The organism is Streptomyces sp. NPDC008125 (genome assembly GCF_042957125.1).
Taxonomy (GTDB): Bacteria; Actinomycetota; Actinomycetes; order Streptomycetales; family Streptomycetaceae; genus Streptomyces.
Genome location: NZ_JBIBHR010000007.1, coordinates 1 through 23570, shown reverse-complemented (window position 1 = coordinate 23570; position 23570 = coordinate 1). Strand labels below are relative to the sequence as shown.

Genomic DNA, 23570 nt, shown 5'->3' with positions numbered 1-23570 from the left:
GGCCTCCGCGCGCGCGCGGCCAGTTGATGGCACCCCGCGGGGCCGGGGGGCGCCCCCCCCCCCCCCCCCCGGCCCCCCCCCCCCGGGGGGGGGGGGGGGGGGGGGGGGGGGCCCCGCCCCCCCCCCCCCCCGGCCGTTCACGGTCAGCGGGTGCCGTGCTCCACCGACACCGACACGGAGGCCGCGGCCGGCGCCGACCCGGCGGCGGAGGCCGGTCCCGGGCCGAAGGCGATCCGGGTGACCGCGCCGTCCTCGGCCCAGGCCACTTCCACCGTGTCCCCGGAGCCGTCGGCGTCCGCCGCCACGTTCACCCCGCTCACCGCCGTACCGACGGGGGCCGGGTCCGCCTCGCCGGTCAGCGAGGCCAGCGCCACCAGGACCACCGTGCCCTCGGCGTCCGCGGCCAGCCGGGGCACGACCGCCCAGGGGGTGTACGCGGTGCCCTGTGGGGCGCGTACCTCCTCCTCGGACTCCCAGCCGTACAGCCCGTGCAGTGCGGAGCGCGGCGAGGCGCCGGGGGCCGTCGCCCAGCCGGTCTGCTCGACACGGGCACCCGCCGGGACGCCGAGCAGCCGGTGCACCCGGAGTTCGTGACGCCCCCGTACGAAGGTCACGCTCTCCACCCGCAGCCCGGGGACGGCCGGCGGCTGCCCGGGGAAGACCGGCATGTGCCAGGAGGCCGCCCAGCCCCACCCGTCCCCGTGCCCCGCGCCCAGCGCACGGATCCGGCGGCGGACGCTGCGTGCCCCGCCGACCCGGACGGAGAGATGGTTGTCCGCGACGTTCACCGCCGACGAGGGGCCCGTCGCCGTGGAGTACGCGAACCGCCCGTAGTGCGGGTCCGCCTCCGCCGCCGACTCGCCCTCGTGCGGCCGGACATGGTCGCTGCCGTGGTTGTGCAGCCGGACGATCCCGTCCGCCCGGGTCGACTGCACCAGCAGCCCCGGCGCCGGCACCGACAGCACCCGGTCCGGGCCCTCGCTCGGCGCGGCCTCCTCCGGTGCCGTCCACAGCGGGTGGTCCGCCGGGGCCAGCAGCGACACGAACGCCTTCGACGCCCAGTACGGCGACGCCGGACCCGAATAGTGCTGGAGCGTCGCCTCGTGCGGGCCGTGCCACCCCAGGCTCAGCAGCCCGTCGCCACCGGTGGCGCCGCGCTCCAGGAAGTACCGCAGCGAACCGCTGACCAGCCGCCGGGACGCCCCCGGGGAGAGCGGGGTGTGCCCGGAGACCGCACCCATGCCGACTGCCGCGCCCGCCGCGAACCGGTAGGCGAGGGAGCGCCCGAAGTGCAGTGGCGCCCCGTCCGCGCCGAACATCAGGGAGAAGCTCTCCAGGTGCTCGCGCAGCCGCCCGCCGTAGTGGGCGAGGAGCTCCCGGTCGCCGGAGAGATGGGCGTCCAGCACCGGATAGAGGTGCAGCGCCCAGCCGTTGTAGTGGTCGAAGGCGCGCCCGTCGCCGTCGGCGTACCAGCCGTCGCCCCGGTACCACCCCTCCAGCAGGTCCAGCGCGCGGGCCCTCGCCCGCGCCGTCTCCGCGTCACCACGGCCCACGGACTCCAGGAACCCGGCCACGGTGAAGGGGAAGAGGTACCAGTTGTTGGGCGCGGGGGTGTGCCGCAGCGCCCCGCGCAGCCACTCCTCGGCGCGGTCCTGGACGCGTCCGTCGAGCCGGTCCCAGAGCCACGGGCGGGTCAGCCGCAGACCGAGGGCGACGGACGCCGACTCCACCATGGGCTGGCCGAAGACCGTGTGGTCGCGGATGAGCGGCCAGGACTCGGCGTCGTCGCGCCCCGGGGTGCGCGTACCGGCGGCGAGACCGTCCGCGTACCGGTCCAGCCAGCCGTGCGGGTCCTTGCCGTCGGCGCCCGCCACCCGGAACGCGGCGGCGAGGAAGGTGCGCGCGTACCCCTCCAGCCCGTCGGAGCGGACCCCGGAGCCCGAGGGGCGGCCGGGCAGGTCGAGCATCGCCCGGCCGGGGGTGGCCCACTGCCAGGCCGCGTGCAGCAGTCCGTCGGCGGCGGCCTCCCAGTGCGCCCGGGTGTAACCGGTGAGAGGGCTGAGCACGCGGTCGTCGGAGGGGAGTACGAGGGGCGTGGGGGTGGGTGCGGTGGTCATGCGAGGAAAGCCAGCCTTTCCGGTCGTACGGGATGGGCGAAACCGTCGCCCGCGGCCCAGCGCGCGACCTCACCGGTCGCCAGATCGGCCAGCCGCCGCCACTCGTTGCCCTGCGAACCGGCGAGATGGGGGGTGATCAGTACGTTCTCGCACTCCCAGAGCGGGTGGTCGGCGGGCAGCGGCTCCGGGTCGGTGACGTCGACGACGGCCCGGATCCGCTTGTGGCGCAGGACGTCGGTGAGGGCGTCCGGATCGACGACCGCGCCGCGTGAGGTGTTGATCAGCGTGGCGTCCGGCCGCATCGAGGTGAGGAGTTCGCGGCTGACGAGCCCGCGGGTGCCGGTGAGCAGTGGGGTGTGGACGCTCACCACGTCGCTGCGTGTGAAGAGTTCGGCGAGCCCGGTCCCCTCGACGCCGAGCGCCGCCGCCTCCTCGGCCGACACGTACGGATCGTGCAGCAGCACCCGCAGGTCGTAGGGGCGCAGCAGCTCGATCACCCGCCGGCCGATCAGCGAGGCGGACAGGATGCCCACGGTGCGGCGGTAGTTGCCGACCTCGTCGGGAACCCGCAGCCAGTCGCCCCGGTCGCGGGCGACGCGGAACTCCCGGGCGCGTTCCAGCACCCGCTTGCCCGACAGCAGGATCATGGCGACGGTGTACTCCGCCACCGGCAGCGCGTTGGCCGCGGCGGCCGAGGAGACCGCGATCCCGCGCGCCCAGCAGGCGTCGGTGACGAGGCCGCGCACCGAGCCGGCCGTGTGGACGACGGCCCGCAGCTCCGGCGCCGCCGCGAGTACGTCCTCGTCGATCGGCGGACAGCCCCAGCCGGTGACCAGGATCTCCGCGTCGGCCAGCGCCGCGCGGGCCCGGTCGGTGGTGAAGTCGTCCAGGGCGGGCGTCGGTGCGAGGTCGCAGACCTCGCCGAGCGCGGCGAGCGCCTCCGGCGGAAGCACCGCCGCCGCCGCGTCCGGTTTCATGGCGAGCACGGCGCGCGGCCGGCGGGGCGTGCTCGGTGGGCTGGTGGCAGCGGAACTGTGCATGTCTCTCCTGGTACGGGGCGGTCCGCGACGGCCGCCGGTGCGGGGCGGTCCGGCGCGGACCGCCCCGGGGGAACGGCCGCGCCGGCCGCGCTACTTCACGGCGCCCGCGGTGAGCCCCGACCGCCAGAAGCGCTGGAGCAGGGCGAACGCGAGGATGAGGGGGACGATGGCGAGCAACGAGCCCATGACGACGACGGGGTAGTACTCGGGGGAGACCGACGCCGAGCTGTTCCAGGTGTACAGGCCGAGGCTGACCGGATACAGGTCCTGGTTCGAGAGCATCACCATCGGCAGGAAGAAGTTGTTCCAGATGGCGGTGAGCTGGAAGAGGAAGACGGTGACCAGACCCGGCCCCAGCATCCGCATCGCCACCTTGAAGTAGGTGGCCAGTTCGCCCGCCCCGTCGACCCGGGCGGCCTCCAGCACCTCGTTCGGTACGTACCCCTGGCTGAAGATGCGGCCCAGGTACACACCGAACGGGTTGAAGAGCACCGGGATGAAGACGGCCCAGAAGGTGTTCACGAGCCCGGCCTTGGACGCCATCAGGTACAGCGGGAGCGCCAGGACGGTCTGCGGCACCATGACGGCCGCGAGCACCAGACCGAACATCTTCTCCTTGTGGCGGAAGCGGTACTTGTCGAAGGCGTAGCCGCAGGCGATGCTGATCAGCGCCCCCAGGGCCGCGCCCAGCACCGCGTACAGCAGGCTGTTGGCGTACCAGCGCCCGTACAGGCCCGCGTCCATGGAGAACACGTCCTTCAGGTTCTGGACGAGCGAGAAGCCCTTCAGGGAGAGGACGTTGCTCTGGAAGAGCGCGTCGCGGTCCTTGGTGGAGGCCAGCACCAGCCACAGCACCGGCAGCAGGGTGTACAGCACCGAGACGCCCACCACGAGGTTGACGACGGCGCGTCCGGTGAGCCCCGGCCGCCGTGCGGCGGAGGCGGAGCGGCGGGCGGTACGGGGCAGGGCAGGCGCGCTCATCGGGCGTCCTCCTCGGCTGCGTTGGCGCGGTTCGTCCAGCGGGTGACGCCGTAGGACAGCGCGACCGTGAAGATCAGCAGGATCACCGAAGCGGCTGCCGCCAGACCGTAGTTGTTGCGGGTGAACGCGGCGTCGTAGATGTACATGCTGGGGGAGAACCGGGAGTTGATCATCGGGGTGGACTGGCCGAGCAGCATGGGCTCGGTGAAGAGCTGGAGCGCGAAGATCAGCGTGAACATCGCCACCATCACGATGGAGGAGCGCACCAGCGGCGCCTTGATCCGGAGCGCGGTACGCACCGGACCCGCGCCGTCGACGACGGACGCCTCGATCACCTCGCGCGGCACGGCCTGCAACGCGGCGTAGAAAACAACCATGTTGTAGCCGAGGTTGCTCCACAGCGCGATGTTCACGATGGAGGGCACCACGGTGTGCACTCCGAGGAAGTCCACCGTGATGTCGGCCTTGCCGAGAACGTCGATCACCGGGCTGAGCCCCGGGGTGTACAGATAGAGCCAGATGATCGCGGCGATGATGCCCGGCACCGCGTGCGGCAGGAAGAGCGCGAGCTGCGCGGTGGCACGCAGCCGCACCACGCCCGAGTCCAGCAGCAGTGCCAGCGCGAGCGATCCGATCACGATCAGCGGTATGTAGATCAGGCAGTACAGCGCGACGATCCCGAGACCGCCGAGGAACGTCGGGTCGGTGAGGACGGCCACGTAACTGCGCACACCCACGAAGACGGTCTTCTCCGGGCCGAAGCCGAGACCGGGCTGGTCGTCGCTGAAGAAGCTCAGCCAGATCGCGGTGCCGACCGGTATCAGGAAGACGGTCACCAGGAGGACGAAGAACGGCGTCATCAGCGCGCCGGCCGCGCCGAGTTCACGGCGGCGGGCCGTCACGGGGCCGGTCCCCGTCCGGACGGGGGAGGCGGGACGCGCGGTCCGCCCCGCACCGCTCACGGGGACGGGCCGGGTGGTGCTGGTGCTGGCCATGGGAGTCACCTGCCTCTCTGCTGCGACGGGACACCGGTGCGGGTACACCGGGGGAGACCGGGGCGGTTCGCGCGAAGACCGGTACGGCGGCGCGAGGGCGCCGGTGTGCGGCTCACGTGGACCGCTCGCTGGTGGCGAGACCGAGCGCCCGCAGGTCGGGCATGGTTCCCTCCTGGGCGGCCTCGATCGAGCCCAACAGCGACCCCTTGCCGCCGCTCGCCCGGGCGAACCCGTCCTGCATGACCTTGCCGGTGGCGGTCATCCGGGGACCCCAGACCCAGCCGTCCCGGATGATCCGCGCCTGTTCCTCGAAGACCCGGTAGATGTCCTGGCCCGAGTAGTACGAGCGGTCGAACGCCTTGCTGCCCACGGAGACGAGGCCGGGCGCGGCCGGGTACTGGCTGCTCGCCCCGCTGGAGAGGCGGGCCCGCAGCGCGTCGGGGTGCGAGACCTGCCACTCGATGAACTCCATCGCGGCCTCCGGGTGCGCGCAGTCCTTCGTCACCGCGAAGGTGGACCCGCCGTGCGTCCCGTTGGACGGGTTCGCCGTGTCCCACTGCGGGAACGGCGCGATGGCCCACCGACCCTTCTGGCCGGGCCGGGCCTTCATCTGGGCGCCCGCGTCCCAGGCGCCGCTGAGACGGGCGAGCACCAGCCCGTTGCCGATCTGCGCGTCGCTCTGCCGGCTCTCCACGGCGTTCATGAAGACCTGATCCCGGTCGATGAGCCGCTGCCAGTACGCGGCGACGCGACGGGTCGGTGCGTCGGCGAGCGAGACGTTCCAGGTGTCGCCGGCGGTGGAGAACCACTGGGCGCCCGCCTGCCAGGCGTACGCGGCCATCTGCGTCGCCCCGTCGGTGGGGAAGAGGGCGAGCCGCCGCTCACCGCCCTTGCGCCGTACGGTCGCCGCCGCCTCCTCGAACTCGTCCCAGGTGCGCGGCACGTGCAGGCCGTACTCCTCGAACAGATCGGTGCGGTAGTGCATCACCATCGGCTCGATGTCGAGCGGGACGGAGAAGATCTTCTTGTCGAACGTGGTGAGTCCCAGCGCCTGCGGCAACAGCTTGGCCCGGAGCGTGTCGCCGACCAGGCCGGTCAGGTCCCGGGCGACCCCGTCGATGGCGAACCCCGGCACCTGCGGGTACTCCAGGGTCGCCACGTCCGGGGCGTTGCCGGCCCGGGCGGCGTTGCTGAGCTTGGCGTAACCGCCCTGACCACCCGAGGGGATCTGCTGGAACTCCACCTCGATGGTGCGGTGGCCGCGGTTGAAGGCGTCCACCACCTCCTGACTGCCCCGCAGGGCGGACCAGAAGGTGATGCGGACCTTGCCGCCCTTGCCGGTGCTTCCGGTACTGCTCGTACTGCTGGTGGTGTCTGTACTGCTCGTGCTCTGCCCGGACGCCCCGCCACCGGAGCAGGCGCTGAGCGCACCTGCCAACGGCAGCGAGGCGATCGTGGCCAGCACGGACCGACGACTCTGTCGATCAGGCATGCGCGCCTCCCGCGGCTCCTGTTCGGGACAACGGGAATCCTGATCGCCTGACCGGATTCGGTCAATAGATCGATCAGAAGAAATCGAAAGCGGTCAAACGATCGGTCGGTGCGGGGAGATGAGCGCCTGCGCCGAACCGCGCACCTTCAGTTCCGGCAGCAACTCCGTACGCCGCACCGGCCCCGTCGCCCCCTCGGAGCCACCCAGCCGGTACAGCAGCAGCTCGGCGGCGGCCCGTCCGATCTCGGCCTTCGGCGGCGACACCGCGGTCAACGGCGTGGTGCCCAGCCCCGCCACGACGTCGTCGTACGCCACCACCGAACAGTCCTGGGGCACCCGCACCCCGCTCTCCGTCAACCGCTGCACCAGCATCAACGCGTCGACGTCACCGTGCAGCACGGCGCCGGTGGCCCGCCGCTCCCGCAGCACCGCCGCCAGGTCCAGCGCCGCTCCGGCGCCACCTCGCCCCCCGACGCCCTGCCCGCCGTCCTCACCCTCCCCGCCGTACGGCCCTCCCGAGGGGACCGCGTCCGGTGAACTGAGCACCACGCACCAGTCCTCCACCTCCGGACGCCCGGCGGCGATCTCCGCGAAGGCGGCCCGGATGCTCCGGGCGGTCGGGCTGTCGTGCCGGGCGGCCAGCACGATACGGCGGTGCCCCAGCGACACCAGGTGGTCCACCGCGAGGTGGACCCCGTACCAGTGATCGGAGCAGACCGAGTCCAGGGCGTGCAGCGCACTGCCCGGGCGGGGCCTGCGCTCCATCAGCACGGTCGGCACCCCCACGTCGGCGAGCCACTCGCCGTCCGACTCCTCCCACCGGGCGCTGCGCCAGCGCGGCGCGATCAGCAGCCCGCGCGCGCCCCCCGCGAGCGCCTGCTCCACCAGGGGCCGCTCGGTTCCCCGCGCCTGCGGGGCGATGTGCAGCGCGACCCGGACGCCGTGCTCGTCCAGGACCGAACGGGCGCCGTGCAGCGTCTCGTACAGGTACGAATGCCGCTCCGGCACCACGAGTGCGACCGGCCCGGCCTCCCCGGCCGGCCCGGTCCGCTCCGCCGCCGGCGCGGGGGCCGGGTCCTGCGCCAAGGAGGCCGACCGGGCCACTCCGTGCCCGCGGCGCAGCCGCCCCGCGCGGGCCAGCTCCTCCACGTCCCGGCGTACCGTGACCACGGAGACGTCGAGTTCCTCGGCGAGCGCGCTTACCTTCACCGCCCCCCGCGCCCCCACCACCGCGAGGATTCGCTGCCGCCTGAGTTCCACCGGCTCCCGCATGCTGTTGGCCCCTTACCCCGTACTGCCGCGTGATGTTCGTTTGAGCGCTTCTTCGAGCGCTTGCGGGCGCAGCATAGGCAGACCGTCCCGGCCGGACGCCAGGGGGTGTGGCCCGGTGGGCGGTGCACGGCTCCAGAATCGATGTGCTTAGCATTCGATCCGCAATGGATACCCTCACGCTCGTACAACTGGCCGTTCTCGCCGCGGCATCCGCCCTCGTCGGCTTCTCGAAGACCTCGATCAACGGCGCCAACACGATCAGCCTCGCGGTCTTCGCGGCGGTGCTCCCGGCCCGCGAGTCCACCGGAGTGCTCCTCCCGCTCCTGATCGCCGGTGACGTCCTCGCCGTCTTCGTCTACCGGCGGCACGCGCACTGGCCGACGCTGCTGCGGCTCTTCCCCGCCGTCGTGGTCGGCCTGGTGGCCGGCACGCTCTTCCTGACGTACGCGGGCGACGGCGCCGTACGCACGTCGATCGGCGCCATCCTGCTGGTCATGGTCGGTGTCACGCTCTGGCGACGGCGTCGGACCGGGGCGTCGGAGGAGGGCGAGGAGCGGGTGTCCGTCGCGACAGCGGCGGAAGGCGGGGAGCCGGCGGAGGGGGCGAACGGGGCGAGGCGGTCGAACGGGGCAACGGCCGAGGTGCCGCGGTCCGCCGGCCGCCGGGCCCGGAACGCCGCACGCGCTCAGGCGGGAACGTACGGGGTGCTCGGCGGCTTCACCACCATGGTGGCCAACGCGGCCGGCCCCGTCATGTCGCTCTACCTGCTCTCCTCCGGGATGCGCAAGCTCGGCTTCCTCGGCACCTCCGCCTGGTTCTTCCTCATCGTCAACGTCACCAAGGTGCCGTTCAGCGTCGGACTCGGCCTGGTCGACGGGCACTCCCTGCTGCTCGACGCGTTCCTGGTGCTCTTCGTCCTGCCCGGGGCCTGGCTGGGCCGCCGGTGCGTGGACCGGATCAACCAGCGGCTCTTCGAGCGGATCGTGCTCGTGGCGACGGTGGTGGGCGGACTGCAGCTGCTGCTGTGGTGAGGGCCGGGGCCGGTCGGTGGACCGCGCCGCCCCTGCCGCGCGTGCCGCGTATCAGGGAAGCAGCAGCCAGTCCGTGCCGACGGCCGCGAGCAGACCGATACCGAGCAGCCAACTCGCCAGTCGGGTGCGGCCGTTACGGCTGAGTTCCATCACCACGCCGCAGAGGATGAGGGCCAGTCCGTAGACGCCGACGACCAGGACCGACGAGCGGCTGGCGATGCGCATCCACAGGACCACCGCCATCACGGCCATGCCCGCCGAGGACAGCGCGATGCGCAGCCGCCTCGCCTGACGGGGCGTCAAACGACGCTCTCCCGCGGCCTCCGCACCCGCCTCCCCGTCGGAGGCGTCCTGCTCCGGGGCGACTTCGCCCGCAGCCGTCGCGTCGGGGGCCGTTCCCGCGGGGGGCGCGTCCCCGGTCCCGTCCTTCCGGTCCCGGTCCCGGGTCCCGTTCCGGTCCCGGTCGGCGTCCTCGTCCTCGACCCGGACCTGTTCCCGAACCTGTTCCTGGTCAGCAGTGCTCATGGAGCCGGATCGTAACGGCTGTCCGCCGCCGGGGGTACGGCGAGCCCTTCCGGGATGCGGTTCGCATCCCCCCGGAAGGGCTCTTCACGGACGGAGCGGACACAGCCGAGGCGCCTCCGAGGCCGCGTCCAGAGCGCTGTCGGCGGCGTCGAGCCCCCGTCCGGACGCGTCCGCCGCGTCCGCCGCGTCCGCCGCATCGGCCGGGGGAGCCGCCACCGCTCCTCGGTGCTCCACCCGCGCCGCCAATTCCCGGGCCCAGTCGATCAGCCCGTCGATCCCGATTCCGTACGGTTCGAGGGTGCGATATGCGCCAAGTACGCCCGCTCCCCGGCGCAGCAGCCGAGCCCCTCCCACCGCGTTGCCGCGCGCCGAGTGCGTCAGCCCCACCGCCAGCTGGGCCATGGCGCGCCAGAGACCGCGGTCCTCCTCGGGGCCGGACTTCCACGCGTCCTCGAAGACCTCGTGCGCGTGGAACGGCATGCCCGCGTCCAGCAGGCGCTGCGCCTCCCGCAGTGTCTCCTCGGGGGAGCGCACCACTCCCTCGGGCTGGCGCCCCACTCCCTCGGCTCCGTAGGGCAGGGGGCGTCCGAGCCCGTCCCTGGGGCGCGCGTTGCGCGCCCGGCCTTCGTCGTCGCGGTCCCTGTGCGTCTCGTCCACGGCTTGATTGTGCCCCTGAGCGGCCCCTACCTGCGGCGAAGTGTTCGGACCACCGCCCGAGCCGCTCCGCGCACGGCTACGCTCGGCCCTTGTCCGCATCACCTTGGGGAAGGGGAGGCATGAAGCCGTCCCGGCCGTTGTACGAGCGCGATCCCGAACTCACCGCCGCGGCAGACGCGGTGGAGGCACTCTGTGGCGCGCAGGCCGTCGGAGGCCTGCTGGTCTACAGCGGGGAGGCGGGCCTCGGCAAGACCGCGCTGCTGGCGGAGGTCCAGGCCATGGCCGCCGAACGCTGCACCGTCTGGTCGGCGCGTGGCGGTGAGACCGTCACGTCGGTCCCGTTCCACGTCGTACGCCAACTGCTCCAGCCCGCGCTCGTGCAGATCGCGCCCGACCAGCTCCGCGAGCTGTTCGGCGACTGGTACGAGACCACCGCCCCCGCCCTCGGACTGGCGGAGCCCAGTGGGCCGCAGCCCGAGCCCCAAGGTGTCCGGGACGGCCTCGACCACGTCGTCCGTCAACTCGCGGTCCGCCACAGCCACCGGCCCCTGCTGCTCATCGTCGACGACGCGCACTGGGCGGACGGTGAATCCCTCGACTGGCTCTCCTCGTTCACCGAGAACCTCGGCGATCTGCCTTTACTCGCCGTTCCGGCCTACCGTCCACGAGAAATGGCCGAGCGGGGCAGGTTCGGGGCCTTCGACCCGAACGCGGCGAACGACCCCGCCAAACTCGTCCGCGTCCCGCTGCGCGCGCTCACCCCGGACGCGACCGCCCATCTGGTCCGCGAGGCCCTCGGGGAGCACGCGGACGACCCGTTCTGCCGTGAGGTCTGGGCGGTGGCCGGAGGCAACCCGTACGAAGCGGTCGAACTGGTCGCCAAGGTGCAGGACGAGGAGATGCCGCCGGTGGAGGACTCCGCGGGGCAGCTGCGCCCGCTCGGCGCCTCCGCCCGTGGCCGCGGGCTCGTCACCCGGCTGGAGCGGCTGGGAACCAATGCCAATCGGTTCGCCTGGGCCGCCGCCGTACTGGGCACGGAGATCTCGCCGGACATCGCGGCCAACCTGGCGGGGATGAGCGCGGCGGAAGCTGCCGACTGCACCGCCAAGCTCCGCGAGGCCCGCATCATCACCGGCTTCGACCCGCTCGAGTTCGTCCACCCGCTCATCGCCACGACCATCTACGACTCGATCCCCGGGGCCACCCGTACGGCCATGCACGGCCGGGCGGCCTGGGCCCTCACCGACGCCGGATACGGCGTCGCCGCGGCCTCACGCCACCTTCTCGAAGTGCACGCGGACGACGACCAGGAGGTGGTGAGGCAGCTCCGCGAGGCGGCGGCCCACCACCTCGCGGTCGGCGCCCCGGAAGCCGCCCGGCGCTGTCTGGAACGCGCCGTCGAGGAGCCGCCCCGGCCCGAGGACCGCGCGCTGATCCTCTACGAACTGGGCTGTGCCACGCTCCTCAGCTCACCCGCGACCACGGTGCGGCATCTGCGGAACGCTCTCGACACTCCGGGTCTGGACGACCGCCAGCGGGTCGACGCGACCTTCCGGCTCGCCGCCGCGCTCGCCCACAACAACGAGCTCAAGGTGGCGGCCGACACCCTCGCGGCGGAGGCGGCGCGAACCGCGCCGGGACCGGGGCTGATGCGTCTGCAGGCCGCGCACTTCCAGTGGGAGGGGATGCAGCGGGAGGAGGACGACGGTGCCGCCCGCTCACGCCGGCTCGTCAACAACGCGGACCATCTCGAAGGCCGGGACAACCCCGAGCGCGCCCTGATCACCCTGCGCGCGTTCGACGCCATGCTGCGGGGCGAGAGCGCCGAGCTCGTCGTCGCGTTCTGCGAACGCGCCCTCGTCGACGGCAGCCCGGCCCGGGGACTCGGCTGGACGGACCCGGAATGGGGCTTCGAATTCCCCACCATGGTCGGCATCACCTACGCCTTCACCGACCAGTACGCGCGGGCCCAGAGCCTCTTCGGGGAGGCGGTGCGGGCCTTCGAGATCTCCGGCTGGAGCGGCGCGCATCTCGCCTTCGCCCACACCCTGCTCGGCCTCGTCGCCCGCCGCCGCGGAAGGCTCGCGGAGGCTGAGGGCTTCCTGCGCGAGGGCCTGCGCCTCGCCGACCGTGTCGGCACCGGCCTTCCCGTCCACTGGGACGCCGCGTGCCTCCTCATCGACACCCTGCTCGCGCGGGGCCGTACGGCCGAGGCCCGGTTGATCGCGGACCAGTACGAGTTCGGTGCTCCGTACCCGTACCCCAGCGCCATGGTCCTCCCCGACGCCCCGTGCATCAGCGGACGACTGCTGCTGGCCGAGGGGCGGACCGTGGAGGCCGTCGCCGAGCTCAAAGCCGCGGGCGTCGCGCTGGAGGCGCGCGAGCGGCACAACGGCGTCTGGGCGCCCTGGGCGTTCGACCTGGCCCGCGCGCTGGCCGGCACCGACCCGGCCAAGGGCGCCGAGATCGCGGCCCGGGCCAGGAAGCACGCGGAACGCTTCGGGACGGACACCGCGATCGGTGAGGCCCTGCGCTGCCTTGCCCTGTTCGCGCCCGCCGAGGAGGCCGAGAAGCTGCTGGCCGACGCCGTACGCCACCTGGAAGCGTCCTCCTCCGAGTACGAGCACGCCCTCGCCCGGTACGAGTACGGCATGGCGATCCGCAGCACCCGGGAGCTCGCCCACGCCCACAAACTGGCTGTCGCCTGCGGCGCCGACGCACTCGCCCATCGCGCCCAGCACGCGCGCGCGTCAATTCGACCCTCGGAGTGAGGTAATGTTTTCTCTGCGCGGCCGACCGGGAGTCCCGGGAGGAAACGCAGCGGGACGTGGCGCAGCTTGGTAGCGCACTTGACTGGGGGTCAAGGGGTCGCAGGTTCAAATCCTGTCGTCCCGACTGGAGACAGTCGCAGATCAGGGCCGGTTTCGGAGCAATCCGAAACCGGCCCTTGATCATTGTTGGGGACCAGTTGGGGACCAGTTGGGGACCATCTGGAGGTCCGGCGTCCCTGACCGGGTCAGCGGGTCATGACGAAGGGGCTCGGCAGTGAGCGTGGTGCGCGCAGCACGTTGAAGTGGGCCGAGAGCGCCGCCCCGGCGGCCGTGATCTTGTGGACGTCCGGGTGCAGATAGCGCTGGGTGGTGGTCAGCGAACCGTGGCCGGCGATTCTGCGGAGGACGTGCACGTGGACCCCGGCGTCGGCGAACCAGGTCAGTCCCGTCTGTCGGAGGTCGTGGCGGCGCAGATGCTCGTAGCCGAGCTTGGTGACCACGTCGTCCCCGTGCGTGGCGTCGCGCAAGACGGCGGTGGAGATACGTCCGCCGCGCGGGCCTGTGAACAGGCGCGCGTCCGGATTGGGGCCTGCGGACAAGATGCGCTGGCGACGAGGGGGCGGATCTCCTCGACGACAGGAACCTGGCGGGCCCGCTTGCCCTTCGTGCCCTTGTCGGTCAGCCCGCCGGGCGCGGGTGTGGTCTGACGCCGCACGGTCCAGATCCACTGGGTGGTGTCGATGTCTGACGCGGACCAGGACGGCGATGGTGTTCTTGACCGTTGAGCGGCTGAGCTCGTCGGCGATCCAGTTCTGCACGGTGCGGTCGACGACGCCATTGGTGATCATCAGGACTGGGACGTGGCCCAGGGCGGGCACGACGGGCTCATCGAGGGAGACAGCGATGCCGGAAGTCGGTCGCCCTGCCACCTGACCCGCCGCGCCCCTTCCCGGCCGACTGGCCAGCCAGGCCTCGACCGGCCGCTCCCGCACCACCCGGCCCGTCGCCAGGTTCGAATACCGCAGCCACCGCAGGTGAACGGATCCTGACCAGCTCATCTGTCAGGGGCCGTTCGCGTACGACTCGTCTGCTAGTGGCTGCCGCTTCCCGACCGAACGGGCACATGGGGGCACGGTCCCGTCTCGTCCACAGTGCCCGTCATGCCGTCGAGTCTCGCTGTTGCCTCCCAAACGAATGATGACCCGATAGCTGGTGGTGCAGGCTTCGTGATCGTCGGCATGCTGCTCCTTGCCTTTGGCCTCTGGTCCCGTTGGAGAGGGTGGAAGCTGCCGACGGAAGGTCCAAGGTCTGTCCGAGCAGCGATCATGCAAGGAGCGGCTTCCGCCACCTTCGGTGTCGGGATGCTGGTTTACGGATACGCGTCCCGCTGAGCCCACGCTCCTTGGGAGCAGCATGCATCCCCTCCCTTTTCCACTCCTCCCCGGCGCCCATCCCGTCCGCCGTCGACCACGGCTGGAGACAGCGATCAAGGCGCGTTGGGACAGGCCGTAGTCGAGCGTGGCCGTGGCGGCTGGGTGCTTCGGCGCGCCGGCGGGCCGGAACGTCGCGTACTTGCGGGCGGGGCAGGGCGGACGTCGCGGACGGCCTGGCTGGCTCTGCACGCGAGAACGGGCTCTGGCGCAATTTCTGTGGCGTCAGCAGTCTTCCGCCACGTAGAGCATGCGGCGCCCCGATTCGGTGCGGAATTCGTGAGCCAGGCAGCGCCCGGTCGATCCGCTTCCCCCTGGTCCCCTGTAGTCGTTTTTGATCCGGTCCCAGAGCGCGGAGCGTTCGGTTCCGGTCGTGGGACGTGGGCTGATACCGCCCATGTCCGCCCAGACCACTGGTGTGGCCGCGTCCTTGACGAGTCGACGCACGATGCGGAGGTCCACCCGCCTACGGTGGAGCACCCAAGCGGTGCCCTGCTCGTCGAGGAGCGTCACAGGGTCGTGCAGGCTGTCAGGGTTGGCGGGGAAGCACTCCATCCGCCCAGCCTTCCACCAAGGTTTCCTTGTGTCACTCGCGTTCAACGTGTTGGCATCGGTCCTGGAGCGAGGAGGACTCGTTTCATGCCGCGCTCGGTCCGCATCCGGCTGATCGCGCTTCCGGGACCGAGCGGTTCGCGGCCGTCGCGCCGAACCGCGGCGGCACCGGTGCGCCGCTTCGGCTTCGGTCGGTCGGCGCCGTTCTTCTTCGCCTTCGGGTGGTGGTGACGGGCGGGCCTCGCTCCTCGGTGCTGCCGCACCAGGGCCGTCGGGCGGGGCCGCCGGGAGGACACTCCCGACGGGCCCGTACCCGTGCGGATGGGACGGCTTGTCGGGGGTACGCGAGCCGAGCGACGCAGGGCGGACCGGCGCGCTGTGAGGGAGAGTCACTGATGAGGTTCGACGACGACGCCGCACTGGATACCTCCGAGGTCCAGGACGGCCGGGGCGGGGCGCTCGGCGGGATTCCCGGTGGCGGAAAGACGGTTGGCGGAGGGGTGGTCGGTCTGCTGGTACTGGTCGCCTCGCTGGTGTTCGGGATGGACCCGGGCCTTCTCGGCTCGGACCCCTCCGACGGCACCGGCCGAGTCACGGGGGCCGATGCCGGTGACCTGGCGGCGGACTGCCGGTCGGGTGCCGACGCCAACACGAAGGACGACTGCCGGATCGTGGCCGTGGTCGACAGCGTCCAGGCGTTCTGGAAGCAGAACGAATCGGCCGCGGGGAAGTCCTACACGCAGGCACCGACCCGGCTGTTCACCAACAGCGTGAGCACCGGCTGCGGCGACGCGACGTCCGAGGTGGGTCCCTTCTACTGCTCCGCCGACGACAAGGTCTACCTCGACCTGGGCTTCTTCGAGGAACTCACCAGCACGTTCGGTGCCGAGGGAGGCCCCTTCGCCGAGGCGTACGTCATCGCGCACGAGTACGGGCACCACATCCAAGACCTCAGTGGCACCATCTCCCGAGGGAACGGCCAGGGGCAGAACAGCGGATCGGTGAAACTGGAGCTCCAGGCGGACTGCTTCGCCGGAGTCTGGGCGCACCACGCGACCACTACCCCCGATCCCAGGAGTGGCAGGCCCTTGATCACCGAACTGACCCAGTCGGACATCGATCGTGGACTGGACGCGGCCGCGGCGGTCGGTGACGACCGGATCCAGGAGAGGTTCCAGGGCGAGGTCACGCCGGACACCTGGACGCACGGTTCCGCGGCGCAGCGGCAGAAGTGGTTCACCGCCGGTTACCGGACGGGCGAGATCGCCGACTGTGACACCTTCGCCTGAGAAGGGGGCGGCGCCGACGCCGCCCGATGCACAGGGCCCCGGATGCGGGACCACGGCCGACGCGCCGCCGTGGCAGCGCCCTTCAGGAGGTGAGGTGTCGTCTCCGGGCAGCCGGAACGCCTCCCGAGCTCGGCAGGCCACCTCGCCTTCCGCGTCGCCTCCGGGGCGACGAGAGGGTGGCAGCGGCGTGGCAGGCGGGCGAGACCTGGATCTCCGTGTTGGCCGAGGCCGCCTGCATCAGCCGTCCCACCGTTTACGCGGCCCTGCGCTCGCAGGGCATCGAGCCCGGCCACCGGCCCGCAGGGCCCTCGACGTTCGACGCCCGGCCGCTGGACATCGAAGGTTTCACCGGTCGAGACGAGACCGCCGAAGCCGAGTTCGACAGGGCGCTGGCCCACTGGAGAGCCAGCCGCCCCCGCGCGACCGCCACCGAGTTCTGCGACCGGGAACACGGCTGGTCGCACTGATGGACACCACCGCCCGGTACGTCGACGTCCGGGACCGCCTGGTACACGAGCAGACCGCCCGCGCCGAGCGTGACCGGGTGCTTCGACTGGTCGACCGACGGTGGGAGGCGCGCAGTACCGCTCCCGCCTGGCAGGCCGCGCACCACACCTACGTCGTTTTCGCTCTACGAAGCAGCCGTCTGAGGGGTGTCACACAGTCCACGACTCCAGGACGCTCCACGTGCCCCCGGCCGCCTCGAAGACCCACTCCGAACCCTCGAAGACCTCCTGCCCGTTGGTGGGACGGAGCCTGCCGAAGCGTTCAGCGCCCAGGTCGACCTGCATCAGCCCGTTGAACCGGGTGAACTGCGGGGGATCGTAGAGCACCCCCGCGGGATCCTCTTGGCTCTCGTCGATCCGAAATCGCCTCACATCGACCAGATCCAGGCCTATGGGCTCCCACCGCAGGGCCTCGTCCAGCACTCGAGCGTCGATCACCAGCCTCACGGCCCGCCCCCGCGGCTTCGGTCCGAAGTCCTGGTCAACGATCACCCGGGCGGATGCCGGAATCATGGAACTCGTAGCGTCTCAGAAGTGCCGCGATTCCGTCATCAGCCAACGAGTATGGCCCAAGCTTCCGCGACGGTACCGGTGCTATGAGATCCACTGTGCTCCTTTGTCGAGGTGCTCATCCTGTGAAGAGCACCCGACGCGGCGGACCACCCAACGAATCGAGACACGCCCTGATCGCATGCACCTGACCAAGCCCTACTACCTGGAGTGACTGAAGTTCCCCCCGCTCGGCCGGACTGCACGGAGAGGTCAGGCCGCGTTGACCAGCTTCATGTACTTCGTCCAGTCCCAGTTCGGACCCGGGTCCGTATGGTCCGTGCCCGGAACCTCGACGTGGCCGATGATGTGCGTACGGGTCTTCGGTATGCCGTAGCGGTCGCAGACGGCCGCGGTGAGCTTCGCCGACTGCTGGTACATCACGTCGGTGAACCACTGCGGCTGGTCGACCCAGCCTTCGTGCTCGATGCCGACGGAGCGCGTGTTGTAGTCCCAGTTGCCGGCGTGCCAGGCGATGTCCTTCTCCCGTACGAACTGCCCGATGTAGCCGTCCGCGGAAGCGACCATGTAGTGCGCGGACACCCGGCGGGCCGGATCTTCGAAGATCCGCATCGCGTCCTGGAAGGTTTCCTGGGTGACGTGGATGACCACGTAGTTCAGGCGGTAACTGCTCGGGCGGCTGGAGACCGTGTAGTTGGAGGTGCTCGCCGGTATCCAGTGCGTTACGGGATACGGAGCCGCGGCGGCGGCACGGGCGGCGGCCAGTGGTCCCAGCGCGGCAGCAGCGGCGGTGACGGCGGCGCCCTGGAGCAGGCGTCGGCGCGAGGGTCTGAGGGGGTGGGGGCTGGGCCGATCCATGGGGGGGCTCCCTTGGGAAGAGGAGTGGGGCACTCACACGTAAGCCGTGTCCATGACAATGATGTGCCTCATGATGAGCCCCCCTCCACACCCCTGCCAAGACCTTCTGGGACATGCCAGAGGGCCAACCAAAGGCGGTAGGCGCCAGGGATCGGCCGCGGAGCGAAGCGACGGATGCCGAATCCGCCGCCACGAGCTCCGGGGCGGTCCAGCGGAGTTTCGTGGCGGCCGCCCGGGTGCCGGGAACGAAACGTCCAAGCGGCCGGCGTCCGCGTCGTAGCCCACAGCCCGGACCCTGCCGACGAGTTCGGGTGCGACCACGGTCGGGATCGTGTCGAAGTGGGCGAGGACGGTGCCGCCGGCGGCCGGGGCGGTCATGCCGCGTTCGGTCAGCATCCGGCTGATCGCACTGCCCAGCCCGAGCGGCTCGCGACCATCGCGCCGTACGACGGTGGTAGTACGCCGCTTCGGCTTCTTGGCGATGGCACCGTTCTTCTCCGCCGCTTCCCGGGCGGCGGTCAGGGCCCTGCCGCGCGAGGTCGACCCCGCTCAGCTCCGACTCGGCCGTCACGCGAGCACCGCCCGGCGGTGTCACCGTCGAGAGCGCGGGCGGCGAGCTCCGGCAGCCGGCCCGTCCACGACCCGGCCCCGGCCTGCCCGGACCGGCGCACCGTGGTGGCCTGCTCGTGCAGCTGCTTCAGGCGCACCGTCAGCAGGTGCGGGGCGGCGCGGTCCCGCGCGGTGTGGGAGGCCTTCGTCGTGGCGGCGATCTGCTGGACAGGGCCGTGGGTGTCCGCGGGGTCGGCGCAGGCTTGGTCGTCCTTGAGGTTGGCCGGCGCGGTGATCCCGCGAACTTCATCCAGTTGGCCCGGACTTCCGGAATGGGTTGTTCCATCTGCATATTCCACCAGGGTTTCGTAAAGCAGTGTGTGCTCGGGCTTTTGCGGCTTCGACCTGTGGCGGGCTGTGAAGGCGGGCGCTGCGGACCTGCTGTGGCTGGTCCGCAGCGTCGCGGTGCTGCCGGTCATGGAAACCCTCGCCGACGGCTCCTACCCGTCCCAGATCGTCGCCGCGCGGGACAACCGTCGGCGCGCGGACCCCGAGCGGGTGCGTGTGATCGAGTACGCCCTCGGCCCACGCGACGGCGACGGCACCGTCCACCGGCTGATCACCATCCTCCTCGGTCCCGAGCAGGCACCGGCCGAGGAACTCGCCGCGCTCCATGCCCAGCGGTGGGAGATCGAGAACACCCTGGACCAGACCAAGAATCACCAGGGCGTCCCGGGGCTGGTGCTGCGTTCCCGCTCCCCACGCGGCGTCGAGCAGGAGGTCTTCGCGTTCCTGCTGGTCCACCACGCGCTGCGAGACCTGATGCACCGGGCCGCGCTCAAGGCAGGCCATGATCCTGACCGGGTCTCCTTCACCCGCACCCTGCGCGTCGTCCGCCGCCACGTCACCGGCCAGGCGGCGCTTTCCCCCTCATGGCTGACCCGGTCCCTCACCCAGAGCCTGCGTGAGGTCATCGAACGACTGCTGCCCGCAAGGCGGTTACGCTCCAACCCCCGCGTGATCAAACGCAAGATGTCCAACTGGGCCCTCAAACGAGCCGAGCACTACAGCGCACCACCGCCCAACACCCCAGCAGTCCGGCTGGTCGACCCAACCAGAGCCACCCCAACCAGCCGGAAAGCAACCTAAATCACCAGTATTGCGCCTATGCCGTGTATCAAAAGTGGATTTTGGGCTGTGAATGATCACGGTTCATGGGGCGGGGAGATCTCACGGACGAGCAGTGGGCGGTGCTGGAGCCGTTGTTGCCGAAGGGTGCCAGGGCGGGGCGGCCGCCGGTCTGGCCTCGTCGGCAGTTGATCGACGGCATACGGTTTCGGGTCCGGACCGGCGTTCCGTGGCGGGACGTGCCCGTCGCGTGCGGGCCGTGGGGCCGGATCTACGACCTGTTCCGCCGATGGCAGCGGAACGGGACCTGGCACCGGATCCTCACCCGGCTCCAGGCCTTGGCCGACGCGAAAGGCGCGATCGCGTGGGACCTGAGCGTCGACTCCACGGTCTGCCGCGCCCATCAGCATGCGGCCGGGGCCCGGAAGCAGGGCGACCTTCAGAAGGAGCCGCCGGGCGGCGTGGTTACCGAGCCCGGTGATCACGGGCTGGGACGCTCGCGCGGCGGGTTCACCACCAAGCTGCACTTGGCCGTCGAGCAGGGCCAGAAGCCCATGTCGATCGTGGTGACGGCAGGGCAGCGCGGGGACTCGCCGCAGTTCGAACCCGTGCTGGAGAAGGCCCGCGTGCCCCGGATCGGGCCGGGCCGGCCACGCGTCCGCCCCGACCGCGTGCGGGCCGACAAGGCGTACGCCTCCCGCGCGAACCGCGCCTACCTGCGCCGCCGAGGGATCCGCTGCACCATCCCGGACAAGGCCGACGACCAGGCCCGCAATCGCCACAAGCTCGGCTCCCGCGGCGGCCGGCCGCCGCGCTTCGACTCTGTCGACTACCGCGAGCGGCATGCGGTCGAGTGTGGGATCAACCGCCTCAAGAGAAACCGCGCCGTCGCTACGCGCTACGACGAGCTCGCGGTCCGCTACGAGGCGACTGTGCTGGTCGCAGCGATCAACGAATGGCTATGACCCGGTCTCGCGCGTCATCACGTAGGTGTTCCCGATGTCGGGATCGCCGTAGAAGAAGAACAGCTTCAGCTCGTGGTTCTGATCGCGGTCTACGTAGAAGGACCACGCGTATGCCGATGGGGGTTCAGGAGTCGAGGTGTCAGTGGCCGTTACGGGGGAGCGGCTCTCCGCTCGAGTCCGGGCTGTCAGCGTGAGTCGGACGGCCTGTCCGCCGTTGTCGTCAGTCAGTTGCCAGGTTCCCGTACCGGAGAGGCGCCAGCCGTCCTCGAAGTCGAAGTCCTGCCCGTCGAGCTTTTCAAAAAGAGCCGTTCCGTCCTTGTGGAGCACCACGCGGGTCCCCTCGACGTTCCCCCAGCCCCCTTCGACTTCGGCCGCCGTGGCGTCGTGGAGCCCTGTTCCCTCGTAGTACTGGTAGGGGCCGGCGCACGCAGTCAGAGCAGCCAAAACCACCATCAACCCACCGAGGGTCGCCCTCCACGCACGCAGCCTGATTCCGCCCGCCACCAGGACCTCCCACCCTCAGCCCGCATCGGCCAACCGATAGGAGTGGGCCGTGGAGAGATACCTTGCCAGACTAGTTGAACGTGTTCAACTCTGTGGCTGGAGGGGTGGCGCGTACAACCCCGGCTCGTGCATCCAGCGCTTCCCGCAGCCACCGATGAGCACCGCGAACAGCGTTTTCGATACACGGCCTAGTACGCGCTACAGACCCTGCCTCATGCAGCACAACAGTTCCGTCCGGGCACCGCACGTCCCGCACCGAATGCAGTGACGTGCGGAACCCGTCGGCTTCCCCCAGCGCGCCCTTCGGCGATGTCGTGGCCGCCGCCGGCGCAGGCTCGGCGACGGCGGTGCGGCGTGCGCGTCAGGCGTAGTGGTGGATAGTGCCGTGCAGTGCGGGGTCGGTGCCGTCGCAGCGCAGCGTGAAGGTGGCGGCGAATGCCTTGATGGCGCCGTCGTCGTCCCGCATCAGCCGGGTGAAGGACAGGTCGCCGGTGACGGTGTGGACGCAGCCGTAGGCGGACACGTTGATGACGACGCCCGCGACGTCCTCACTGCCGGAGTACGCGATGGGATAGGTGCGGCCCTCCTCGAACCGCTCGCCCGTCGGCGGCTCCAGCGACATCTCCCAGTACTCGCGCTGGCCCGACACCATGTACTGGACGCCTTCGGCGGACGGGGGGAGTCTCCAGCGACTGGAGACAGCAGAGTGGGGGACATGGACGCTACGACCCCCTACTCGATCGGGGAGCTTTCCCGGCGGACCGGCTTGTCCGTGAGGACCATCCGGTTCTACTCCGATTCGGGGGTGGTAGCGCCGACCACCCGTAGTCCCGCCGGCTACCGGCTCTACGGCCTCGACGCATTGCGTCGTCTGGAACTCCTGCGCACCCTGCGCGAGCTGGGCATGGACCTGGCCACGATTCAACGGGTACTGGACCGCGAGCTCTCGGTGGCGGAAGTCGCCGCGGCGCACGCCGACGCCATGGACGTCCAGATCCGAGTGCTGCAACTGCGTCGGAGCGTTCTGCGAGTCCTGGCCGGACGCGAGGCCAGTCCCGAGGAGACCACACTCATGCACAGACTCACACAGTTGTCCTGCGAGGAACGCCGACGTCTGATCGACGACTTCGTGGAAAGCACCTTCGGCATGGGGGATGCCGCCCCAGCCGCGGTGACCATGGTTCGCGCTGCCACCCCTGACCTCCCCGATGACGCGACCAGCGAGCAGGTCGCCGCCTGGGTAGAGCTCGCCGAGCTCGTCGGTGACGAGGATTTCCGTGCCCGGATGCGCCGGACGGCCGTCAATCAGGCCGCCGGGCGCCCACTCGACATCGAATGCGCTGCCGGCGACGAACTGATGGAACTCACCCGCCAGAAGGTGGCCGAGGCCGTGGACTCGGGCATCGACCCCCACAGCGACAGGAGCGCGACCGTCGTCGACGACCTCGTGCACCGCCTCGCCGAGGTGCTCGCGCGCACCCCTGACACGGGATTCCGGCACTGGATGGCCCAGCAGTTCGAAGAGGCCCACGATCCCCGGGTAGACCGATACTGGCGGCTGGTGTGGATCGTCAACGGCTGGCAGGTAGTACCGAACCTGATCCCGGTGTACCCCTGGCTCATCCAGGCTCTGCGAAATGACCGTGACGCGTAGAAGAATGGCGCATCGACCTTGTCTGGAAGGCTAGGTCGCGCCGGGTAGCCCCAGGGCGACCAGAAGCGCTGAGGACAGCTGTTCCGCGAACAGAGCCGATCCGGTGAGCGTCTGCCGGATCGCTTCCTCGTCGGGCGTGAGTCCGGCGGCAGCCGACCAGGCGAGCGCCCCGGCGACGGCGGGTTCGACGGGGAAGTGCTCGAGAGGGATCTCGTAGCTCTTCGCCATCTCGCGGTTCAGTATGCCCTCCCAGCTGCTGCCGTCCGGAGTGACAGCCTCGACAAACCCCACATCGCTGTCCAGGAAGGAGACCATGACCGCCGGCGTCCCCGTTCTCTGGACAAGGTCGGCCAGGCTGCGCTGTCCAGTCTCAGCGAAGCCCGTCACCTGCCAGCCCTCCGCCAACGCCTCCGTGTCTTCCAGGCCCGTGAATCCTGCTGCCCGCATGAGCTGGTGCAGCTCCCCGGTGGGCCGGATCGTCAATGATCCGCTTGAGTCTCCCATGATCAGGAAGCTAGCGGATGGCTCTGACAAGCCGGCTCGTGGTGGCGAGGCGCAAGCAAGGAGAGACGAGCAGGCGAACCCTGAGGGGCCCGACTGCGGAAGGTCCGACGGGTGGTCAGACAAACGAAAAGCGCCTCTGACCAGCCAATGCCGGTGAGTTAGCGCGTCAGTGCAGGTCAGGTGGGGTGCTTGGTGGCTTTGAGTGTGTAGCGGACGTTACTGGGAGTACGGGGCTGGTCC

The 23570-nt window shown here is 70.9% G+C and carries 23 protein-coding genes and 1 tRNA gene; 8 read left to right on the top strand and 16 right to left on the bottom strand.

Going from position 1 to position 23570, the window contains the following annotated elements:
• Nucleotides 1-143 precede the first annotated feature (143 nt).
• The 6 genes from ACFZAX_RS13860 to ACFZAX_RS13835 form a co-directional block, all read right to left on the bottom strand.
• Complete coding sequence (locus tag ACFZAX_RS13860; RefSeq protein ID WP_390961568.1) at nucleotides 144-2117, bottom strand: DUF2264 domain-containing protein; 1974 nt, start codon at nucleotides 2115-2117, stop codon at nucleotides 144-146.
• Nucleotides 2114-3157, bottom strand: coding sequence for an NAD(P)-dependent oxidoreductase (locus ACFZAX_RS13855; RefSeq protein WP_390961567.1), 1044 nt, complete (start codon nucleotides 3155-3157; stop codon nucleotides 2114-2116). The genes ACFZAX_RS13860 and ACFZAX_RS13855 overlap by 4 nt, the downstream gene beginning before the upstream one ends.
• A gap of 90 nt (nucleotides 3158-3247) precedes the next feature.
• Nucleotides 3248-4138: an ABC transporter permease subunit gene (locus tag ACFZAX_RS13850; protein ID WP_390961566.1), complete on the bottom strand. Its 891-nt coding sequence runs from the start codon at nucleotides 4136-4138 to the stop codon at nucleotides 3248-3250.
• Nucleotides 4135-5133: an ABC transporter permease subunit gene (locus tag ACFZAX_RS13845; protein WP_390961565.1), complete on the bottom strand. Its 999-nt coding sequence runs from the start codon at nucleotides 5131-5133 to the stop codon at nucleotides 4135-4137. Before ACFZAX_RS13845 ends, ACFZAX_RS13850 begins: the two co-directional genes overlap by 4 nt.
• A gap of 112 nt (nucleotides 5134-5245) precedes the next feature.
• Nucleotides 5246-6625: an extracellular solute-binding protein gene (locus ACFZAX_RS13840; protein WP_390961564.1), complete on the bottom strand. Its 1380-nt coding sequence runs from the start codon at nucleotides 6623-6625 to the stop codon at nucleotides 5246-5248.
• A 93-nt stretch (nucleotides 6626-6718) separates the two neighbouring features.
• Nucleotides 6719-7897 (bottom strand): substrate-binding domain-containing protein, encoded by a 1179-nt coding sequence (locus ACFZAX_RS13835; protein WP_390961563.1) that lies wholly within the window; start codon nucleotides 7895-7897, stop codon nucleotides 6719-6721.
• 164 nt (nucleotides 7898-8061) lie between these two features.
• On the opposite strand from ACFZAX_RS13835, the gene ACFZAX_RS13830 reads away from it, so the two are divergent.
• Nucleotides 8062-8928, top strand: coding sequence for a TSUP family transporter (locus ACFZAX_RS13830; protein WP_390961562.1), 867 nt, complete (start codon nucleotides 8062-8064; stop codon nucleotides 8926-8928).
• A 51-nt stretch (nucleotides 8929-8979) separates the two neighbouring features.
• Here the strand turns inward: ACFZAX_RS13830 and ACFZAX_RS13825 are convergent, their stop codons facing one another.
• Nucleotides 8980-9453 (bottom strand): hypothetical protein, encoded by a 474-nt coding sequence (locus ACFZAX_RS13825; protein WP_390961561.1) that lies wholly within the window; start codon nucleotides 9451-9453, stop codon nucleotides 8980-8982.
• Between the two features lie 84 nt (nucleotides 9454-9537).
• Nucleotides 9538-10110, bottom strand: a complete 573-nt coding sequence (locus ACFZAX_RS13820; protein ID WP_390961560.1) for a DUF309 domain-containing protein — start codon at nucleotides 10108-10110, stop codon at nucleotides 9538-9540.
• A 119-nt stretch (nucleotides 10111-10229) separates the two neighbouring features.
• On the opposite strand from ACFZAX_RS13820, the gene ACFZAX_RS13815 reads away from it, so the two are divergent.
• Together ACFZAX_RS13815 and ACFZAX_RS13810 are read left to right on the top strand one after the other, a co-directional pair.
• Nucleotides 10230-12881, top strand: coding sequence for an AAA family ATPase (locus tag ACFZAX_RS13815; RefSeq protein ID WP_390961559.1), 2652 nt, complete (start codon nucleotides 10230-10232; stop codon nucleotides 12879-12881).
• A 50-nt stretch (nucleotides 12882-12931) separates the two neighbouring features.
• Nucleotides 12932-13005 (top strand) — tRNA-Pro (locus ACFZAX_RS13810).
• A gap of 121 nt (nucleotides 13006-13126) precedes the next feature.
• Here the strand turns inward: ACFZAX_RS13810 and ACFZAX_RS13805 are convergent.
• Together ACFZAX_RS13805 and ACFZAX_RS13800 are read right to left on the bottom strand one after the other, a co-directional pair.
• Nucleotides 13127-13729 carry a tyrosine-type recombinase/integrase gene (locus ACFZAX_RS13805; RefSeq protein ID WP_390961911.1) on the bottom strand — a complete coding sequence of 201 codons (603 nt, stop codon included), beginning with the start codon at nucleotides 13727-13729 and terminating at the stop codon, nucleotides 13127-13129.
• Nucleotides 13730-14536: 807 nt separating this feature from the next.
• Nucleotides 14537-14773, bottom strand: coding sequence for a hypothetical protein (locus tag ACFZAX_RS13800; protein WP_390961558.1), 237 nt, complete (start codon nucleotides 14771-14773; stop codon nucleotides 14537-14539).
• Nucleotides 14774-15258: 485 nt separating this feature from the next.
• Between ACFZAX_RS13800 and ACFZAX_RS13795 the strand changes: the two genes are divergently transcribed.
• Nucleotides 15259-16152 (top strand): neutral zinc metallopeptidase, encoded by an 894-nt coding sequence (locus ACFZAX_RS13795; protein WP_390961557.1) that lies wholly within the window; start codon nucleotides 15259-15261, stop codon nucleotides 16150-16152.
• Between the two features lie 176 nt (nucleotides 16153-16328).
• A complete protein-coding gene (locus ACFZAX_RS13790; RefSeq protein WP_390961556.1) occupies nucleotides 16329-16619 on the top strand; it encodes a hypothetical protein in 291 nt (96 codons plus the stop codon).
• A 189-nt stretch (nucleotides 16620-16808) separates the two neighbouring features.
• On the opposite strand, the gene ACFZAX_RS13785 is transcribed toward ACFZAX_RS13790, so the two are convergent.
• The 3 genes from ACFZAX_RS13785 to ACFZAX_RS13775 all read right to left on the bottom strand — a co-directional run bounded on the left by ACFZAX_RS13785 (nucleotide 16809) and on the right by ACFZAX_RS13775 (nucleotide 18934).
• Nucleotides 16809-17171, bottom strand: a complete 363-nt coding sequence (locus tag ACFZAX_RS13785; RefSeq protein WP_390961554.1) for a hypothetical protein — start codon at nucleotides 17169-17171, stop codon at nucleotides 16809-16811.
• Nucleotides 17172-17420: 249 nt separating this feature from the next.
• Entirely contained in the window at nucleotides 17421-18026 is a 606-nt protein-coding gene (locus tag ACFZAX_RS13780; protein WP_390961552.1) for an N-acetylmuramoyl-L-alanine amidase, read from the bottom strand.
• Between the two features lie 518 nt (nucleotides 18027-18544).
• Complete coding sequence (locus ACFZAX_RS13775) at nucleotides 18545-18934, bottom strand: hypothetical protein (protein WP_390961551.1); 390 nt, start codon at nucleotides 18932-18934, stop codon at nucleotides 18545-18547.
• Between the two features lie 58 nt (nucleotides 18935-18992).
• Here ACFZAX_RS13775 and ACFZAX_RS13770 point away from each other — a divergent pair, with 58 nt between their 5' ends.
• Nucleotides 18993-19724 (top strand): transposase, encoded by a 732-nt coding sequence (locus ACFZAX_RS13770; RefSeq protein ID WP_390961550.1) that lies wholly within the window; start codon nucleotides 18993-18995, stop codon nucleotides 19722-19724.
• Between the two features lie 65 nt (nucleotides 19725-19789).
• Nucleotides 19790-20668 (top strand): IS5 family transposase, encoded by an 879-nt coding sequence (locus ACFZAX_RS13765; protein WP_390961549.1) that lies wholly within the window; start codon nucleotides 19790-19792, stop codon nucleotides 20666-20668.
• On the opposite strand, the gene ACFZAX_RS13760 is transcribed toward ACFZAX_RS13765, so the two are convergent.
• Both ACFZAX_RS13760 and ACFZAX_RS13755 read right to left on the bottom strand, forming a co-directional pair.
• Nucleotides 20663-21172 carry a hypothetical protein gene (locus tag ACFZAX_RS13760; RefSeq protein WP_390961548.1) on the bottom strand — a complete coding sequence of 170 codons (510 nt, stop codon included), beginning with the start codon at nucleotides 21170-21172 and terminating at the stop codon, nucleotides 20663-20665. The two genes, ACFZAX_RS13765 and ACFZAX_RS13760, sit on opposite strands and share 6 nt — an antisense overlap.
• Nucleotides 21173-21533: 361 nt before the next feature.
• Entirely contained in the window at nucleotides 21534-21824 is a 291-nt protein-coding gene (locus tag ACFZAX_RS13755; RefSeq protein ID WP_390961547.1) for a hypothetical protein, read from the bottom strand.
• 63 nt (nucleotides 21825-21887) lie between these two features.
• Here ACFZAX_RS13755 and ACFZAX_RS13750 point away from each other — a divergent pair, with 63 nt between their 5' ends.
• Nucleotides 21888-22826: a MerR family transcriptional regulator gene (locus ACFZAX_RS13750; RefSeq protein ID WP_390961545.1), complete on the top strand. Its 939-nt coding sequence runs from the start codon at nucleotides 21888-21890 to the stop codon at nucleotides 22824-22826.
• A gap of 30 nt (nucleotides 22827-22856) precedes the next feature.
• On the opposite strand, the gene ACFZAX_RS13745 is transcribed toward ACFZAX_RS13750, so the two are convergent.
• A complete protein-coding gene (locus ACFZAX_RS13745; protein WP_390961544.1) occupies nucleotides 22857-23330 on the bottom strand; it encodes a hypothetical protein in 474 nt (157 codons plus the stop codon).
• Between the last annotated feature and the right edge of the window lie 240 nt (nucleotides 23331-23570).